We start from the raw sequence: 16292 nt of genomic DNA on the forward strand, positions 1-16292 counted from the left end.
TTTATTTATCCGTTTTATTGCGCACCGTCACTTTTTTGTGTCCACTGCTGCCGGCAGGTGCGGACCTTTTCTTAATGAGGAATTCGTTGGAATAGATCTGCAGCAGCAGGATAAACATGGATATGAGTAATGGCCCGAAGATCAGACCGATAAATCCAAAGAGGTTTACACCGATCAGCACCCCGAAGATGGTGATGAGCGGATGTACGTCTGCAATGCGCTTTGCCAGCAGGAACCTGGAAATGTTATCAGAAGTTCCAACAACGGCAAAGCCGTAAATCAGCACTGCCAGGCCCTGGAAGGTATTGCCGGCGGCCAGCAAATACACCCCTAATGGCACATATACCGCAGCGGCACCAATCACCGGGAGCATGGCGGTGAAGCAGGTCACTACAAACCAGAAAAATGGTTGGGGCACCCCAAATATCAGATAGCCCCCCAGGGATACAATGCCTTGTATAACGGCGATTAATGGGATACCCACGGCATTCGCTATTACCAACTTGTTGAATTCCCTACCCAGTAGCTCCACATTTTCATCCTTTAATGGAATATATTCATAGATGGCCAGCTCCATGCTACGGAGATTTACCAGCATGAAATAGAGGATGAAATATAAAATGGCGATGGTGGTCAGCGTGTTAAAGGTGGCGCCCAGGAAGCCTGGCAAAAACGACGTGGCTGTTTCTGAAAATTTCTGTAGTCTGGCGTCCGTAATAAGTGTAAAACCTATCTCCTGCGAAAGCTTGTTGTTCAATGTTTTAGCCTGTGTGATTAACTCCGCGGAGTTATTGACGGCGTAGGCAATTTTTGCACTGAGCATATTGATAAGTGCACCGACCGGCAGCAGAATAATTAGGAAGGTTAGCAGCATCAGCAGGGTGGCTGCCAGGCTCTTGTTCCATTTACGTTTTTCTGTGAGCCGGATCATCCAATTGCGGCACAACACGTAAAAGGTGACGGCGCCGAGGAATCCGGGGAAATAGGTGAAAAGCTTTGTAAATAGCAGAATAGCCAGGAACAGAATAAGAAGTAAAAAGCCTATTTGTTTTAGGCGTCCATTGTCGATATAACTCATAGTGTACGTTCGTTAAAAGGGTTAGCCTGCAAAAGATTCAACGGAATCACGGGGACAACTCTCTGTTAAATATCAAACAAAATTGATACCTACTTGTTCTTGGAATAATGTTTGTGAAGCATCACTTACGAAAACATAGATTTTTAAATTATCTCATCTTTTAAAAACTTTTGTTATGAATAATAGTTCAAAAGCCGTGGTTTCTTTCATCGTTGGCGCTGCAGTGGGTGTTGCAGTTGGATATTTCCTCAATTCTGATAAAAAAGATGAACTTGTAGGCAAACTGAGATACCAGGCGGACAAGCTGAAAGATAAATGGAAAAAGAAAAAGGATCAATTTGAAGATGCCCTCGAAAACGAGCTGGCTTAATTCCAATTGATTAAATAATACTGCATGGAAGAAAATTTCAGCGATTATTTTAAACAAACAGGCAGAGTCGCCAAAGATTACCTCGAAACGAGGCTGGACCTGTTAAAGCTCCAGGCAGCGGGAAAGCTATCAAAGGCATTGGGATTATTTTTCTCGGTTTTGATGGCTTTTCTGCTGTTCTTTTTTGTGATCGTATTCCTGGGAATGCTGGTAGCATTCTGGATAGGTGAAAAAACCGGTAGCTTTACGATCGGTTTCACCTGCGCTTCTGGAATATTTATCCTGTTGTTTGTCGCCATCATCGTATTTAGGAAACAACTGATTGAAGGTCCTTTATCCAGGCTGCTGATTAATGTACTGATCGACGAGATCGATGATCGGGACGATAATGTACACATCAAAGATAAGGCTAAAGTACCTGCCTCCCCACTGGACCCCACAGATCCTGCAAGGCCGGGTTATGTTCCTGATGACGAAGCCGTAGAGCATCAATAAAAGCATTTATCAGCATGGCCAAAAAGAAGAAAATAACTGGTTTTGATGCACTTGAGCTGGAAGTAGCCCGGCTCAAGAAGCGTTCCATAGACCTCGAAGATGTTTTATTGGACAGGGTCGACTTCTTCCGTGATAACTATAAGAAAATGGCCCTTAACAGCATTATCCCGGGTAGCGCCAAACACTCCAATGCCCTGGGGATTGCCGGTAAGGTAGCCAGGTTTGCATGGGAAAGCGGTAAGTTTAAAAACTTTGCCACCGGCGCATTGATTACTGCGCTGGAATTTTTCGGTGTGCAAATGGGAATAAAGCTGTTTAATAAGTTTGCACAATCACGGAAGAAGAAAGAGGACGGACAGCAGGAGTTTTAAGTGGTTTTGCACTGCTGACTACTGTATCCCGAATGATGCGGGTGCAGATAATTGGTTTATAGTTAATCAGCACTATTGGGCCATCCGGATCACTTTGTAAAGCTGGCTTGGGATCCCAATTTTCCTCCAGCCTAAACAAAAAATCCTTTTGTTTAATTTCCATCTTTCCTGCTACAAATTTCATTGATTTTATTACCCTTAATATTTCAGGTTCGAACACTTCCGGAAAGGCATCGCTTTTCAGAATGATATCACTTACCGTACCGTCCGGCTGAATAGTGTAACTGGCGTGTACTGTGCCTGGGATTCGAGCATCCTGTAAGGCCCGCGGATAGCTACTGGTATGTTTATTAAAATATAGATGGATAGCGGCATTATCTCTTGGTAGCAATTTGGTTTGAGCAGATAAAAGGGAGATATCTATTACCACAGAAATCACACCCAATAACATAGGGACAAGCAGATACCGCATAAAAAAACCTTTCGCCTAATATACGAAAGGTCTCTTGTCTAATAAATTCAGTTAATAGCTTGATAAGGTAGCGGTTAAAAGGTTATGTTTTAAGTCGTTACCCCCAAACCTTCGTACCCTCGCTACAGTTAGCGCAGATATCAATATTTTTTCTGGACTCGAGTATCTCACTACGGAAACGGATATACTCTTTATTATGCCATAGTTTCTTAAAGGACTCTTTTTTAAGATTGCCGAGGCGGTGTTGTGCATCTTTATCGAAGCAGCAGGGCACTACCAGGCCATCCCAGGTAACTACAGGGGAGTGCCAGAGGCGCCAGCAGTGGTTGCCCAGCTTATTTTTTATGGCATAAGTGCCATCTTCATTACGGTGGTAGCGGGAATACTTATCTATAGTAGGAATCAGTCGGTTACCTTCTTCATAATCATATACCTGGGCGGTTTTGAACCTTACCTGGTCTACCCCGATTTCCTTTGCCAGTTGCTTGATATCCTCAATCTGATGTTCATTGGGCTTTACCACCAGGAACTGGAAGAACACAAATGGCTTGGTCGAGTTCAGTTCCTTCTTCCACTTTACGATGTTTCTAGCGCCCTGGATTACCTTATCCAGGTGGCCACCTACACGGTATTGCGTATACACATCCTGTGTAGTGCCATCTATGGAGATGATAAGCCTGTCGAGGCCACTTTCTACCGTTTTTTTGGCATTTGCCTCGGTGAGGTAGTGCGCGTTGGTGGAAGTGGCGGTATAGATACCTTTATCGGACGCATACTTGACCATGTCCAGGAACCCCGGGTTGAGGTAGGGCTCCCCCTGGAAATAGAAGATCAGGTATAATAGTTCCTTATGTATCTCGTCGATGGTTTCCCTGAAGAAGTCCTGCTGTAGCATGCCTGTTGGGCGGGTAAAAGCGCGCAGGCCGCTGGGGCACTCCGGGCAGCGAAGGTTACAGGAGGTAGTTGGTTCAAAAGATATGGAAATAGGATATCCCCATTGAACAGGCTTTCCGGTCCACTTGCTTGCAAAGTAACTTCCCAGCACCTTTCCGGCGTTTAGCGCACGTTTAAAAGTGAACTTGGAAAAGAGATTCAGGGTATCATTCAGGTTAAAATCCGGCATAAAAATTCACTTGACCTTTGTAAAAGTAAGGCCTTTAAACAAATTATAACCTATAATTGCGATAAAATTAGGTCTGGAGCTATTGCGGTGTCGCGCCCAAATTCCCTGCAACTAACATCGAACGAAGTGAAAAAAACGTCGCTGATATTTACAATTTTACTATTGACCCTTGCTGTTGTGGTTGTTCCCTTTTGGTATTTCTGGTTCAGGGATGAAGATGAGGTGAGGTTCGTTCGATATGATGAGTTTGGCATCGACATGCCCGTAAACTATAAGATTCACGGGATCGACGTCTCCAAATTCCAGAAAAATATCAACTGGAAGGCGGTGAGGCAGATGAAGGTGGATAAAATTCGTATGTCCTTTGCATTTATAAAGGCTACCGAGGGTATTACCCGGCAGGATGAAGCTTTTCAGCGCAACTGGGATAATGCCGGTAAGGCCGGAATGATACGCGGGGCCTATCACTTCTTCTATTCCACCCGTGATCCTATCAAGCAGGCGATTAATTTTCAGAATGTGGTGAACCTGCAATCAGGGGACCTGCCACCGGTGTTGGATATCGAAACATCCAATAACCAGCCGGCTGCGGTGATCCGCAGCACGGCCAGGATATGGCTGGAGGAAATGGAAAAAGCGTACAAAGTGAAGCCTATCATCTATACCAACATACATTTTTATGAAACGTATCTTGGTGATGAATTTGACGACTATCCATTGTGGATAGCGCATTATTACCAGAAAGAAAGGCCCGCATCCAAGCGTAGCTGGATCTTCTGGCAGCATAGTGATATCGGTAGGGTAAACGGTATCCGTACTACGGTAGATTTCAACGTATTTAAAGGGGACAGTGCCGCCCTTGCCAAAATACTCATCCCATAATTATCAACATCATGGAAGAAGAAAAGCAATCAGAACAAATTCCGCCGGCGCCACAGCCACCTGCACAGCAGGAGGAGAAACCGCCGTTTGATCTTGACTTACTGATGTATTTTATCAAGATCATCCGAACGGTTTTTGTTGGGTTGTTCTGGATGTTGGTAAATATTTTCCTGGGCCTTTACCTGGGCTTTGGTGTGCCGGAAGAGTCGACCCCCGGCCGTTTAATTTTCTTCTACAGCTGGCTTATCATCTCCCTGACAGCCTATATTTATTACATCTGGAAGATGTGGCGCAAAAAAGAGAAGGTGCCTTAGTTACTGCACACCGTTGCGGTGCCCCAGTTCCATCGTCCAGGCCTTTTCGTACCTGCCTACGGCAAATTCCGTGTAATTGGCCCCCATCATATTTTTACAGTGGCTCGGACTATTGAGCCAGCCTAATACGACTGCCTGCTCGTCCATATTGCCGGTGGCAATATTTTCACCGTAAGTATTCCAGCGGTAACCGGCTGCATCCAGGCGGGTGCCGGGCGTGCTGCCATTAGGTGCCGTATGATCAAAATAGTTATTCAGATACATGTCTTTACTATGCAGATAGGCTGCTTTTTCCATCAAACCATTCCACGTAAGCGGACCTACGGCAGGCATCGCAACGCCACCACAGTTACAGCCGCGGCTACGCAGTCCATTTACCAATGTTAACAACGCTTTGCGGTCCACACGATTTTCGGGTACCGTTACTGTATCAATCACAGTAGGGGGTGTAGGGGCAACAGGTGCAACCTCATTTTCAGTTTTGGAGCAGCTGCTGAAAATCACAATTGTCAAAATAGCAGCACAAATAAATTTCCCGGGCATAACCAGTTCAGTTAATAGAAATTATGGTGAAATAGATACCGGGTTTTAAACAGGAACGTGTCAAAATTAAAATCGTCTTTCAGCGGAAACGGGTAAAACTATAAGAGGTTGCTCAGAGGTTATGGGGTCTGTTGTGGTCAGTACTGTAACAGTAAATCACAACTTTTTTTGGTCGTTTTCTCTTTCGAGGCCCCAAAGATAGTGCGTTGTTATGATACTTTTATCTCAGGTTTTGCAAATCTAATGTTAACGCAAACTGCTATATAGGTTCAGTGGGCAACCAGTTAGAATTAATGAAATCAGCCCCAGCCAACAACGCATGTTAAATTTTTAGCAAAAGTTAAACAGAAAATACCGTGTAGGGGAACCCTGATTATAGTAACTTTGCAGCACCAATTAACAACCATATTTCAATTATATTTTTAAAATCAACAGGTTATGCCCGGATTTGAATTTTTTGGAGCCGAGGAAAGGAAAGAAGTAAATGATGTACTGGAAACAGGTATCATGATGCGTTATGGTTTTGACGGTGCCCGTAAAGGCATCTGGAAAGCCAAAGAGCTGGAAGCGGAAATGTGTAAGAAACTGGATGTGCAGTATGCACAGCTGGCCTCCAGCGGTACTGCCGCCCTTACCACTGCCATGGCTGCATTAGGCCTGGGTGCCGGCGATGAAATTATCATGCCTACCTTCACCTTTGTTGCCAGCTTTGAATCTGTATTCTCCGTAGGTGCTACCCCTGTTCTCGTAGATGTGGATGATACCCTCACCCTCGATCCTAAGGCCGTGGAAGCAGCCATCACCCCACGCACCAAAGCCGTTATGCCGGTGCACATGTGCGGTGCAATGGCGGATATGGACGCACTGGTGGCCATCTGCAAAAAACATAACCTCATCCTCCTGGAAGATGCCTGCCAGTCTTTCGGCGCCAGCTACAAAGGCAAAGCACTGGGCACCATCGGAGATGCAGGTACCTTTTCATTCGACTTTGTAAAAACGATTACCTGCGCTGAAGGCGGTGGTATCGTTACCAACAATAAAGACGTGTATATCAAATGCGATGGTTATACTGACCATGGCCATGACCATATTGGTAATGACCGTGGCCTGGAGCAACACCCATTCATTGGTTACAACTATCGTATTTCTGAACTGCATGCCGCAGTAGGGCTGGCACAGATCCGTAAGCTGGATAAATTCCTGGAAATTCAACGCAGCACCAAGAAAATCTTTAAAGAGGCATTGGCTGCCATTCCGGGTGTAACCTTCCGCCGCTTACCTGATCCGGCTGGCGACAGCGCTACCTTCCTGTCTTTCTTCCTGCCGGAAGCTGAGCAGGCACGCAAAGCCGCAGCAGCTATGAAAGCAGCCGGACTGGCCGCTTTCTACTACTATGATAACAACTGGCACTACATCCGCCAGTGGGATCACTTCAAACAAGGTCAGGTGCTCACTCCTTTTGCACCAGGGCTGAAACAGGCGATGGAAATCTATAAAACCAAAGAATTCCCTGCTTCCGATGCTATCATCAGCAGAAATATTTCTACGCCTATCAACCTCTCCTGGTCTGAAGCAGAAATCAAAGAAAGAGTAGAGAAAATGGTGAACGCTGTTAAAAGCGCATTATAATGCATCGTAAAGGCGTAACCGGGTAAGCTACAGCTGCCCGGATACGCCTTTATACTTTAAATACATAGGTATGAAGAAAATAGCATTGATACCTGCCCGTTATGGCGCTTCCAGGTTCCCGGGAAAAATGATGGCCAAACTGGGCGATAAAACCGTGATACTTCGCACTTACGAGTCTACCGTTAATACCGGTGTGTTTGACGAAGTGATGGTAGTAACCGACAGTGATATCATCTTCCGGGAAATAGTGGATAACGGCGGAAAGGCCGTGATGAGCAAAAAGGAGCATGAATGTGGTACCGACCGCATCGCAGAAGCGATGGAACTGCTGGACTACGACATCGTTGTGAATGTGCAGGGCGATGAGCCCTTTACCCAGAAAGAGCCACTGGAAAAATTACTCCGGGTATTTGAAGGAGAAGAAGGAAAAAAGGTGCAGGTGGCCTCCCTGATGCAGGTACTCACTGAGCAGCAATCCATTGAAGACCCGAACTACGTGAAGGTAGCGGTGGACAAAAACTTTAATGCCCTCTTCTTCTCCCGCTCTGTAATTCCTTACCCACGCGCTAAAGACGTTAAAACTATTTACTACGAACATATCGGTATCTATGCTTTCCGAAAAGATACCCTCATGAACTTCACCAAACTGGAACCTACTCCATTGGAACTGGCAGAAAAAATTGAATGCCTGCGCTACCTGGAAAACGGTATCCCAATGAAGATGGTGGTGACGGAGTACATGGGTGTTGAAATCGACACCCCTGAAGACCTCGAGAAAGCAGCAAAACTCTTATAATAACATACTAACTAAGACGCATATATGAAATTCAGGAATTTTAAAATGGTGGACTACGTGGTTTACGGTAACGGATCTTTTGATCAGTTAGATGAAATCCTGGCCCCAAAACGTAACGGTGATGCTCCCATGATTTTCTTTGTGGATGAGTATTTCCAGGATAAGAAAGAATTTTTATCCCGTGTTCCTTTGCGTGGTAAAGACAAGATTGTAATCATCGATGTAACCGACGAGCCTAAAACCAAAACCGTAGATAAGATCCGCGATGAGTTGCAGGCTGAATTCGGCCAGGTTTCCGGTATTATTGGTATTGGCGGTGGTTCTGTAATGGATATGGCAAAAGCGGTTTCGCTGATGATGACCAACCCAGGCTCGTCTGCCGACTACCAGGGCTGGGATCTCGTGAAAGTTGCCGGCGTATATAAAGTAGGTATTCCCACCATTTCCGGTACCGGTGCTGAAGTGAGCCGTACCTGCGTGTTGACGGGGCCTACCCGTAAACTGGGTATGAACTCCGATTTCACACCGTTTGACCAGATTGTACTGGACCCTTCCCTGACCAGCACCGTAGAGCCTAATCAGCGCTTCTACACTGCCATGGATTGCTTTATTCACTGCGTGGAATCCCTGGAAGGTACTTACCTGAACGCTTTCAGTAAATCATACGGTGAAAAAGCGCAGGAGCTGTGCGAAGAAATTTTCCTGCAAAAAGACCAGTGGGACGATGATGCGGATGAAAAGCTGATGATGGCTTCCTATGCCGGAGGTATGAGCATTGCCTACTCCCAGGTGGGTGTGGCGCACGCGGTGAGTTATGGCCTGGCTTACCTGCTGGGTACTAAACACGGTATCGGCAACTGTATTGTGTTTGATAAATTGGAAGAGTTCTACCCTGAAGGTGTGGAAAAGTTCAAGCAGATGGTGAAGAAGCACAACATCACTATTCCACAAGGCATTTGTAAAAACCTGACCGACGAGCAGTTTGATATTATGATCAATGTATCGCTGGGCATGGCTCCGCTCTGGGAAAATGCGCTGGGTAAGGATTGGAAAACAATCATGACACCTGAGCGCCTGCGTAAGCTCTACGAAAGACTTTAGTTTTTTTAGGGAGATGTCAGCACCAGCTGTTCCACGCTTAGCGCGGAATAGAGCACGGGCAGAACCCCCAAGGTTTTGCGACCCGGACGCTCCAACAATAATATAAAGGGCCGGATAAAAAGGTTTTAATTCCTTTTTATCCGGCCCTTCCTCTTTATGATTTAACTTCAGATAAAAAAGTCATGGATAAGATCGAGAAACTTGGGCAGGAGCTGGCCCAGGTATTTTTAAGGATAGAAGAGCGCAGGAACCTCTGGCATACTGTTACCAAAGAATTTATTTCCAATACCTTAAAAGAGCTGGTGGCACGTTTTCCCATGTTCGACTGGACAATGGACATCAATGTGGTTTGGCAGAATATGGAATCCGTATATGTGATGTTTAATTACTGTCCCAGCGGCATTGTGGAAAAGACGCCCAACGCGGTGATTCAGAAAATGAAAAAGGGCGGACTGCTGTCATTTTCTCAATCGCGTAACGGACAAATAGTTACCTGGGTGGCTTATCCTTTTGTAGATGGTATAACAGAAGACGGGCCCAAGAGCACGGTACTGGATACCGCTGAGCCTGAAGAAGTGGATCAGGCATATATTTTCAGGTATGCGGAGAAGTTCCTGGAAGAAATGATCAGCTGGGAAAATGATTCCCGCGAAGAAATCGGCTTCATTAAAAAACACCGTTAATACGCATATCCAATGCGTAGTGCGCATTTAAATTTGATATAGGAGGAAGATTGTCATGATAGCAGCTTTGATTGCAACCGGTATCGTGTTGCTCGGTTTTATATACCTGCTGTTTGCGGCTAAGTCGCGGCAGCAGCAGCTGGAATCCCAGCATCGCCAGATGCAGGACCGTGCGGTACAGCTGGAATCGCAGCAGCTTTACCTGGAGTCGGCGCTTAAAGACCGGCAGCAGCAATTGCAGGATGCCCAGGATCAACTGGAGCGTTTAAACGAAGAATATGCCCTGCAAAAGGGCGATCAGGGTCGCCTGCTGGAACAAAATAAATACCTGCAGCTACAGCTCTCCGAGGAGCGGCAGCGGCTTATCCAGCAGCAGGAAGATGCGCGGCATCAGTTCGAGAATATTGCCCATCAGCTACTGCACCGTATTTCTGGCAATTTCATGGAGCAGAACCAGACCAAACTGGACGACCTGCTCAAGCCCCTGTCCGATAAAATAGACAACTTCCGCAGCAGCGTGCAGCAGTCGCTGGTAGCGGAAACTACGCAGCGAACGGAGTTGCGTGCGGAGTTGCAGCGGTTGTTGTTGCTTAACCAAACACTCACCAAAGAAGCGAACAACCTCACCAATGCATTGAAAGCGGATACCAAAAAACAAGGTAACTGGGGAGAGGTAATACTGGAGAAAGTCCTGGAAGCATCCGGGTTGGAAAAGGGGATACATTATTTTACGCAGGACTCCCGCTATGATGCGGAAGGGCAGCTGCGCCGGCCGGATATGGTATTGCATTTACCGGAGGACCGCCGTGTGATCATCGATTCAAAGGTATCGCTGAAAGCCTACGAGCAATACTGCAGCTCAGAGGATGATACCACCCGGCAGCAGTTTCTGAAGCAACACCTGGCTTCTGTTAAAAACCATGTGAATGAGCTGAGTGCAAAAGCTTATCAATCGCTGTACAACAACACCACAGATTTCGTGTTGCTGTTTATTCCTGTGGAACCAGCCTATGCGCTGGCGATCATGCAGCCGGATGAAGATCTGTACGACTTTGCTTTCCGTAAGCGCATTATTTTAGTGAGCGTACCATCGCTGCTGGCAACCCTCAAAGTAATTGAGAACATGTGGCGGCTGGAAAAGCAAAACAGAAATGCACAGGAGATCGTACGGCAGGGTGGCGCATTGTACGATAAATTTGTAGGCTTTGTAAATGACCTGGATCAGGTGAATAACTACCTTGGCAAAACGCGTGATGCTTATGATGAGGCCATGAAGAAGCTCACCACAGGCAGCGGAAACCTGGTAGGCCGCGCTGAAAAAATGCGCAAACTCGGTGTGGATAACAAGAAAAAGCTGCCTGAAATATACATTCAGGAGGCGCCTCAGGAAAATGAAACGCTCGAATCCGGGACCGATAATTAGCGTCGGAACAGGGTCTTAGAATTTGTAACCTCTTTATGGTTATTAATGCCGGTGTTAGTCACACGCCCAACTGGGGTTATTGTTGCGGCATCGCTAATTTGCCTTAAGCAGTATCTACCAAGGCAGGTACTGCTTAAGTTAAAGAATAAGTTTTCCGCGAGCAGCTGAAACCACTCAATTAGCCGACTGCTTACGCGCCAGCTGCTCTTCGTAGTTTTTAGGTACATGAAAGAAGGAGAGATAGAGTGTAGCCATTGCCGTGATACCCGCCAGGATATAGAATGTAAGCGGGAACCTGCTCGCATGGTTATGATAGATCAGCGCAGAGCCCCAGGCCCCTAAGCCGATGCCGGCTTCCATGGCTATGTACATGCTTGCCAGCGCACGGCCCTTGTACATCGGGTTACTCAGGTCCACCGTCCAGGCGGTAACAGCAGGGGAGTTGAGCCCTGTGGCCATACCATACAGCAGGGCTGCGGCCAGTAAAATGGCTGGACTCACCGCCAGCGCCAGCATCGCCATAGAGGCGGCCATTACCAGTGCGGAGATCTTCAGTATGGGAATACGGCCGTATTTGTCCGATACCTTGCCCGCTACCAGTCGTATACCCATGGAACTGGCAGTATAGAAAGTAAAGAACAACCCTTTATTAGTGATACCTAAATAAGTGCTGTAATCAGGAATGATGGTAAGCACAGCGCCATAGCTGAAGAACGTAAGGAAGGTAACTATAACCGGTCCCCATACCAGCGGCTCAAAGAGCTCATCCCGGTGTATGCGCAGCAACGAAAGTCGGAAAGGCTGCTTGTTAGGAAGGGTTTCTTTCATGGCACCCGTTAGGATTACTACAGACAGCAACGCAAAAGCGGCCGACAGCTGAAACATCACGTTGATATTCCATTTCACCGCCACCCATCCTCCAATAGCAGGGCCTATCGCCATACCAATGATAGAAGCCAGTCCTATCATACCCATTGCCTCTCCACGGCGGTTAGCCGGCACCAGGTCCGACACATAGGCAGAAGTGCCGGTAGGCTTAAAACCGGTAGAAAAGCCATGGAAAAAGCGAAGCAACAGGAACGCACCTACGGAACTGACCAGCGGATACATCAAACTGCACACCACACATATCAGCGAACCAAATACCATCACCGGCACACGCCCGATAGTATCCGTCAGCTTACCGCTGAAGGGCCTGGAAAGCCCCGCCATCAAGGTAAACACCCCGATGATATAGCCCTTGTAATCCTCCCCGCCCAACTTTGTCAGATACGCCGGCAACTCCGGGATCATCATGTTGAAACTGGCAGAGAATAAGGCATTACTTAAACATAATAAGATGAATTGCAGATTGTAGATCCTACCTGACGACTGGTCCATGTCGCAAAATTAGTAACTATGGTACAATTTTAGCAAAGTAAATACCTCCCGTCACAGGCGAACAAAACCCCGGGACCACTGTTAATATTAACCGGCTGTTAAATCATGATAATACTCATGTTTATCTGCCTCCGGAAAACGTAAATTTATAGTAACTAAAAATTCAAGGATATGAAAGTTAATACTGGCATATTACCAGAACACGCCAAAGAGGTTGCTTTGGAATTGAATAAAGCATTAGCTGACGAATTAGTGTTGTATGCTAAAACCCGCAACAGTCACTGGAATATCGAAGGACCCAGCTTCAGGGACCTGCACCTGTTTTTTGAAGATCAATATGAAGCCCTGGAAGAATTTGGTGATGAAGTAGCTGAAAGAATCCGCGCCCTCGGCCACTATGCCCTCGGCAGATATGCAGATGTGCTCAAGCTGACCCACCTGCTGGAGTCTGAATACAGCAACGACGCCAAAACACAGGTGAAAGAACTGCTGGATGATCATGAAACCATTATCCGCAACCTTCGCAGACTCATCGATGAGTTTGATCAGAAATACAATGATAAAGGTACCAGCGACTTTGTAACTGGCCTCATGGAAAAACATGAGAAACAAGCCTGGATGCTGCGCTCCTTCCTCAAATAAGTAATCCGAAACTTTTAACAACGTGTTAGTTACAGCCAGATCGTCCGTAACTAACACGTTTTGTTTTAATACAACACGTATGGATAACAAAGACCTCCGACTTGCCGTGTTAATTGATGCCGACAACATTCCGTATCACAACGTAAAGGGAATGCTGGAAGAAGTGGCCAAATACGGTAACCCAACTTTTAAAAGGATTTATGGCGACTGGACCAAACCCACCGTAGTAGGGTGGAAGGGCGTTCTGCTCGACTATGCCATCACACCCATCCAACAGTACAGTTATACTTCCGGGAAAAATGCGACCGACAGCGCCATGATCATCGACGCTATGGACATCCTTTATACAGGCAGGGTCGACGGGTTTTGCCTCGTATCAAGCGATAGCGACTTTACCCGCCTGGCCACCAGGCTCCGGGAAGCCGGCATGTACGTGATTGGCATGGGGGAGAGAAAAACACCCAGCGCTTTCCGCTCCGCATGCGACAAGTTTATTTACCTGGAGATATTGCAGGTAAGAGAGAAAAAATCGGAAGAAGGGAAATCAAAGTCTTCCAAAGAAAAACCAAAAGGGATCAGTAAAGCCGACAAAGAGGTGATCACCCTCCTGACCACCAGCATCAACGACATTGCAGATGAAGATGGCTGGGCCTACCTCGGTGAGCTGGGGAACCTGTTGCTGAAGAAACAGCCCGATTTCGACTCCCGCAACTATGGCTTTAATAAATTGATCCATCTTATCCAGAGCTTCCCCATCTTTGAAATAGACCTGCGCGACAGCGGCAAAAAGACAGGGAAATTAGTGTATGTTCGTAGCAAATAACGGGACAATATGAACCGGGTAAGTGTTATAAAGGGAGATATCACAGCTATCAGGGCGGATGCCATCGTAAATGCAGCAAATTCATCGCTGATGGGTGGTGGCGGCGTAGATGGCGCGATACACCGCGCTGGTGGTCCTGCGATTTTGGAGGACTGCCGTAAAATTGTAGCCCGGCAGGGCGGATGTAAAACAGGTGAGGCCGTAATTACCACCGGTGGCCGGCTGCCAGCCGCCCACGTGATCCACACCGTAGGTCCCGTATGGCAGGATGGGTTGCACAACGAACCTGCATTACTGGCCAACTGCTACCGGCATTCCCTGGAACTGTCTGCCGCCAACAACCTGAGCACGGTGGCATTCCCTAACATCAGCACAGGTATTTATCATTTCCCTAAGGACCTTGCCGCCAGGATAGCGCTGGAAACAATAGCCGCCTTCCTGGAAAAAGAAAGTAGTATCACGGACGTTACGCTGGTATGCTTTGATGAAGAAAACTTCCACTACACCACCCATTATTACCACCAGTATGTAGGCCCCGAATGATAGTAATGATTATCAGCCGTTTGACACAATGTGCTCCTACATTGCAGCTGCTTTATTATTTTTGACATACTAAATCACCAAACCACCATTAAAACAATGAGAAAATCAACCGTATGCAGACTCCTGCCAGTAGCACTGTGCATGTCTGTTTCTGTAGCCCGCGCCGCAGCAGGGCCAGGCCCGGTTCCATCCCTTACCATTATTCAAGGGACTACCTCCAACGAAAAAGCTACCAAAATCTCCCTGATGGCCGTGGAAGAAGGTATGACCAAAGAAATTGCTACATCAGCAGTGAGCGCGGACCACTCCTTTGCCTTCGCCGTACAAAAACCAGCAGAAGGATTTTACTATCTCACTACCAATCCAAAAGACGATGGCGCCCGCATCTACCTGAAATCAGGTGATCAGCTGAATCTGCAACTGGATGGTAACAGCTTCGTGCAAAAAACAGGATCAGTAGAAAACAAAACGCTGCAAGCCTGGAATACTGTAGTAGCACCGGTTACAGGCCCTGGACTGAAAATCGATTCCACTACGTTCCACTCTTTCTTCCCTGCTTTGGAAGCCACTCTGCCTAAAGCGGAAGCTTTCAAAAAAACTTTTACGTCTTCCAATAAAACTTTCAGCAACCTGATGAAAGTAGCCATGGAAGCAGATGTGGAGTACTCCGCTATGCGTTTCCTGCTGACACCGCGCAGAGAACATCCTAAGAAAGAACAGTATCCGGCATTTTACAAAACGATCGTAAAGGATCAGAAGTTTTGTGATGCAAACGCAATGGCACTGGGCAATATTGGTGACTACGTACGCATGTACACCACCTTCAGCATGGTGGTAATGGGTGATAAACCCGCTACAAGGCCAACTGCAAATGAAATGCTGGCTAAAAATTTAAACGCCATCTGCAACGATCACATCAAAGCGCTGTTCCTCACCAATTCACTGGGTGGTTACAAAACTTTTGAAGCACTGGTAGAAGCTATGGCTCCATACCAAAAGTACCTGGTGACTGATCTGGAAAAGAAACGTTACCTGGACTACGAAAAATCGGTGCGTAAATTCTCCGCAGGGGAAGCTGGTTACAACTTCTCCGGTGAAGATACCAATGGCAAACAAGTAGCCTTCAACGACCTGAAAGGGAAAGTAGTTGTGGTAGACGTTTGGGCTACCTGGTGCGGCCCTTGTAAAGCAGAGCTGCCTTACCTGCAGAAACTGGAAGAAGAAATGGAAGGTAAAAACGTAACCTTCGTGGGCTGCTCCGTGGACGAAGCAAAAGACAAAGAAAAATGGAAACAGTTCGTGAAAGATAAAGACATGAAAGGTGTTCAGATCTTTGTAAACGGCTGGAGCGAAGTAACTAAGTTCTATGGTATCAACGGTATCCCTCGTTTCATGGTATTTGACCAGCAGGGTAAAATTGTGAATATCGATGCACCGCGCCCGTCTACACCAGAGCTGAAAGCACTGATCGAAAAAATACTGGCTAAAGGATAACAGCCATACTCATAGCAAAATCTTCAATACAAATAAAAAGAGGGCGTCTCAAAAATACCTGAGACGCCCTCTTTCCTTTTTAAGTATATATCTCACATTATGAGAGTTTTTCTCTCATTTTGATTTATTG

19 protein-coding genes are annotated in these 16292 nt (G+C 46.6%); 14 read left to right on the forward strand and 5 right to left on the reverse strand.

Annotated elements, in window-relative coordinates; genetic code table 11:
- Nucleotide 1: 1 nt before the first annotated feature.
- Nucleotides 2-1078, reverse strand: a complete 1077-nt coding sequence (locus BUB18_RS15435; RefSeq protein WP_073082673.1) for an AI-2E family transporter — start codon at nucleotides 1076-1078, stop codon at nucleotides 2-4.
- A gap of 175 nt (nucleotides 1079-1253) precedes the next feature.
- Here BUB18_RS15435 and BUB18_RS15440 point away from each other — a divergent pair, with 175 nt between their 5' ends.
- The 3 genes from BUB18_RS15440 to BUB18_RS15450 are packed head-to-tail and all read left to right on the forward strand — an operon-like array spanning nucleotide 1254 to nucleotide 2314.
- A complete protein-coding gene (locus BUB18_RS15440; protein ID WP_073082676.1) occupies nucleotides 1254-1448 on the forward strand; it encodes a YtxH domain-containing protein in 195 nt (64 codons plus the stop codon).
- A gap of 24 nt (nucleotides 1449-1472) precedes the next feature.
- The gene (locus BUB18_RS15445) at nucleotides 1473-1943 is read left to right on the forward strand and encodes a hypothetical protein (RefSeq protein ID WP_073082678.1); all 471 of its coding nucleotides are present in this window, start codon (nucleotides 1473-1475) and stop codon (nucleotides 1941-1943) included.
- Between the two features lie 14 nt (nucleotides 1944-1957).
- Entirely contained in the window at nucleotides 1958-2314 is a 357-nt protein-coding gene (locus BUB18_RS15450; RefSeq protein ID WP_073082681.1) for a hypothetical protein, read from the forward strand.
- On the opposite strand, the gene BUB18_RS15455 is transcribed toward BUB18_RS15450, so the two are convergent.
- Both BUB18_RS15455 and BUB18_RS15460 read right to left on the reverse strand, forming a co-directional pair.
- A complete protein-coding gene (locus BUB18_RS15455; protein WP_083550077.1) occupies nucleotides 2259-2786 on the reverse strand; it encodes an energy transducer TonB in 528 nt (175 codons plus the stop codon). The genes BUB18_RS15450 and BUB18_RS15455 overlap by 56 nt on opposite strands.
- A gap of 97 nt (nucleotides 2787-2883) precedes the next feature.
- The gene (locus BUB18_RS15460; protein WP_073082685.1) at nucleotides 2884-3909 is read right to left on the reverse strand and encodes an SPASM domain-containing protein; all 1026 of its coding nucleotides are present in this window, start codon (nucleotides 3907-3909) and stop codon (nucleotides 2884-2886) included.
- A gap of 177 nt (nucleotides 3910-4086) precedes the next feature.
- On the opposite strand from BUB18_RS15460, the gene BUB18_RS15465 reads away from it, so the two are divergent.
- Nucleotides 4087-4791, forward strand: a complete 705-nt coding sequence (locus tag BUB18_RS15465) for a glycoside hydrolase family 25 protein (protein WP_245805680.1) — start codon at nucleotides 4087-4089, stop codon at nucleotides 4789-4791.
- Between the two features lie 11 nt (nucleotides 4792-4802).
- The gene (locus BUB18_RS15470) at nucleotides 4803-5105 is read left to right on the forward strand and encodes a hypothetical protein (RefSeq protein WP_073082688.1); all 303 of its coding nucleotides are present in this window, start codon (nucleotides 4803-4805) and stop codon (nucleotides 5103-5105) included.
- Here the strand turns inward: BUB18_RS15470 and BUB18_RS15475 are convergent, their stop codons facing one another.
- Nucleotides 5106-5648 carry a CAP domain-containing protein gene (locus BUB18_RS15475; RefSeq protein ID WP_073082690.1) on the reverse strand — a complete coding sequence of 181 codons (543 nt, stop codon included), beginning with the start codon at nucleotides 5646-5648 and terminating at the stop codon, nucleotides 5106-5108.
- A 438-nt stretch (nucleotides 5649-6086) separates the two neighbouring features.
- On the opposite strand from BUB18_RS15475, the gene BUB18_RS15480 reads away from it, so the two are divergent.
- The 5 genes from BUB18_RS15480 to BUB18_RS15500 all read left to right on the forward strand — a co-directional run bounded on the left by BUB18_RS15480 (nucleotide 6087) and on the right by BUB18_RS15500 (nucleotide 11280).
- Nucleotides 6087-7277 carry a DegT/DnrJ/EryC1/StrS family aminotransferase gene (locus BUB18_RS15480; protein ID WP_073082692.1) on the forward strand — a complete coding sequence of 397 codons (1191 nt, stop codon included), beginning with the start codon at nucleotides 6087-6089 and terminating at the stop codon, nucleotides 7275-7277.
- Between the two features lie 70 nt (nucleotides 7278-7347).
- Complete coding sequence (gene kdsB / locus BUB18_RS15485) at nucleotides 7348-8073, forward strand: 3-deoxy-manno-octulosonate cytidylyltransferase (RefSeq protein ID WP_073082695.1); 726 nt, start codon at nucleotides 7348-7350, stop codon at nucleotides 8071-8073.
- A gap of 24 nt (nucleotides 8074-8097) precedes the next feature.
- Entirely contained in the window at nucleotides 8098-9174 is a 1077-nt protein-coding gene (locus BUB18_RS15490) for an iron-containing alcohol dehydrogenase family protein (RefSeq protein WP_073082698.1), read from the forward strand.
- A gap of 182 nt (nucleotides 9175-9356) precedes the next feature.
- Nucleotides 9357-9857, forward strand: coding sequence for a hypothetical protein (locus BUB18_RS15495; protein WP_073082700.1), 501 nt, complete (start codon nucleotides 9357-9359; stop codon nucleotides 9855-9857).
- A gap of 55 nt (nucleotides 9858-9912) precedes the next feature.
- Nucleotides 9913-11280, forward strand: coding sequence for a DNA recombination protein RmuC (locus tag BUB18_RS15500; RefSeq protein ID WP_073082703.1), 1368 nt, complete (start codon nucleotides 9913-9915; stop codon nucleotides 11278-11280).
- Between the two features lie 174 nt (nucleotides 11281-11454).
- On the opposite strand, the gene BUB18_RS15505 is transcribed toward BUB18_RS15500, so the two are convergent.
- Entirely contained in the window at nucleotides 11455-12660 is a 1206-nt protein-coding gene (locus BUB18_RS15505; protein WP_073082706.1) for an MFS transporter, read from the reverse strand.
- Nucleotides 12661-12831: 171 nt separating this feature from the next.
- Between BUB18_RS15505 and BUB18_RS15510 the strand changes: the two genes are divergently transcribed.
- The 4 genes from BUB18_RS15510 (at nucleotide 12832) to BUB18_RS15525 (ending at nucleotide 16162) form a co-directional block, all read left to right on the forward strand.
- Nucleotides 12832-13302, forward strand: a complete 471-nt coding sequence (locus tag BUB18_RS15510) for a Dps family protein (RefSeq protein ID WP_073082708.1) — start codon at nucleotides 12832-12834, stop codon at nucleotides 13300-13302.
- A gap of 79 nt (nucleotides 13303-13381) precedes the next feature.
- Nucleotides 13382-14125 (forward strand): NYN domain-containing protein, encoded by a 744-nt coding sequence (locus tag BUB18_RS15515; RefSeq protein ID WP_073082711.1) that lies wholly within the window; start codon nucleotides 13382-13384, stop codon nucleotides 14123-14125.
- A gap of 9 nt (nucleotides 14126-14134) precedes the next feature.
- Entirely contained in the window at nucleotides 14135-14668 is a 534-nt protein-coding gene (locus tag BUB18_RS15520; protein ID WP_073082713.1) for an O-acetyl-ADP-ribose deacetylase, read from the forward strand.
- Nucleotides 14669-14764: 96 nt separating this feature from the next.
- Nucleotides 14765-16162, forward strand: a complete 1398-nt coding sequence (locus BUB18_RS15525) for a TlpA disulfide reductase family protein (RefSeq protein WP_073082716.1) — start codon at nucleotides 14765-14767, stop codon at nucleotides 16160-16162.
- The last annotated feature ends 130 nt before the right edge of the window (nucleotides 16163-16292 follow it).

The sequence above is a fragment of the Chitinophaga jiangningensis genome (assembly GCF_900142605.1).
Taxonomy (GTDB): domain Bacteria; phylum Bacteroidota; class Bacteroidia; order Chitinophagales; family Chitinophagaceae; genus Chitinophaga; species Chitinophaga jiangningensis.

What these genes read in the sequence shown, in the direction of transcription:
- BUB18_RS15435 (WP_073082673.1), bottom strand. Translation starts at nt 1,078, where the DNA reads ATGAGTTATATCGACAATGGACGCCTAAAACAAATAGGCTTTTTACTT.
- BUB18_RS15525 (WP_073082716.1), top strand. Translation starts at nt 14,765, where the DNA reads ATGAGAAAATCAACCGTATGCAGACTCCTGCCAGTAGCACTGTGCATG.
- BUB18_RS15460 (WP_073082685.1), bottom strand. Translation starts at nt 3,909, where the DNA reads ATGCCGGATTTTAACCTGAATGATACCCTGAATCTCTTTTCCAAGTTC.
- kdsB (WP_073082695.1), top strand. Translation starts at nt 7,348, where the DNA reads ATGAAGAAAATAGCATTGATACCTGCCCGTTATGGCGCTTCCAGGTTC.
- BUB18_RS15510 (WP_073082708.1), top strand. Translation starts at nt 12,832, where the DNA reads ATGAAAGTTAATACTGGCATATTACCAGAACACGCCAAAGAGGTTGCT.
- BUB18_RS15480 (WP_073082692.1), top strand. Translation starts at nt 6,087, where the DNA reads ATGCCCGGATTTGAATTTTTTGGAGCCGAGGAAAGGAAAGAAGTAAAT.
- BUB18_RS15495 (WP_073082700.1), top strand. Translation starts at nt 9,357, where the DNA reads ATGGATAAGATCGAGAAACTTGGGCAGGAGCTGGCCCAGGTATTTTTA.
- BUB18_RS15475 (WP_073082690.1), bottom strand. Translation starts at nt 5,648, where the DNA reads ATGCCCGGGAAATTTATTTGTGCTGCTATTTTGACAATTGTGATTTTC.
- BUB18_RS15515 (WP_073082711.1), top strand. Translation starts at nt 13,382, where the DNA reads ATGGATAACAAAGACCTCCGACTTGCCGTGTTAATTGATGCCGACAAC.
- BUB18_RS15520 (WP_073082713.1), top strand. Translation starts at nt 14,135, where the DNA reads ATGAACCGGGTAAGTGTTATAAAGGGAGATATCACAGCTATCAGGGCG.
- BUB18_RS15455 (WP_083550077.1), bottom strand. Translation starts at nt 2,786, where the DNA reads ATGCGGTATCTGCTTGTCCCTATGTTATTGGGTGTGATTTCTGTGGTA.
- BUB18_RS15500 (WP_073082703.1), top strand. Translation starts at nt 9,913, where the DNA reads ATGATAGCAGCTTTGATTGCAACCGGTATCGTGTTGCTCGGTTTTATA.
- BUB18_RS15490 (WP_073082698.1), top strand. Translation starts at nt 8,098, where the DNA reads ATGAAATTCAGGAATTTTAAAATGGTGGACTACGTGGTTTACGGTAAC.
- BUB18_RS15450 (WP_073082681.1), top strand. Translation starts at nt 1,958, where the DNA reads ATGGCCAAAAAGAAGAAAATAACTGGTTTTGATGCACTTGAGCTGGAA.
- BUB18_RS15440 (WP_073082676.1), top strand. Translation starts at nt 1,254, where the DNA reads ATGAATAATAGTTCAAAAGCCGTGGTTTCTTTCATCGTTGGCGCTGCA.
- BUB18_RS15505 (WP_073082706.1), bottom strand. Translation starts at nt 12,660, where the DNA reads ATGGACCAGTCGTCAGGTAGGATCTACAATCTGCAATTCATCTTATTA.
- BUB18_RS15445 (WP_073082678.1), top strand. Translation starts at nt 1,473, where the DNA reads ATGGAAGAAAATTTCAGCGATTATTTTAAACAAACAGGCAGAGTCGCC.
- BUB18_RS15470 (WP_073082688.1), top strand. Translation starts at nt 4,803, where the DNA reads ATGGAAGAAGAAAAGCAATCAGAACAAATTCCGCCGGCGCCACAGCCA.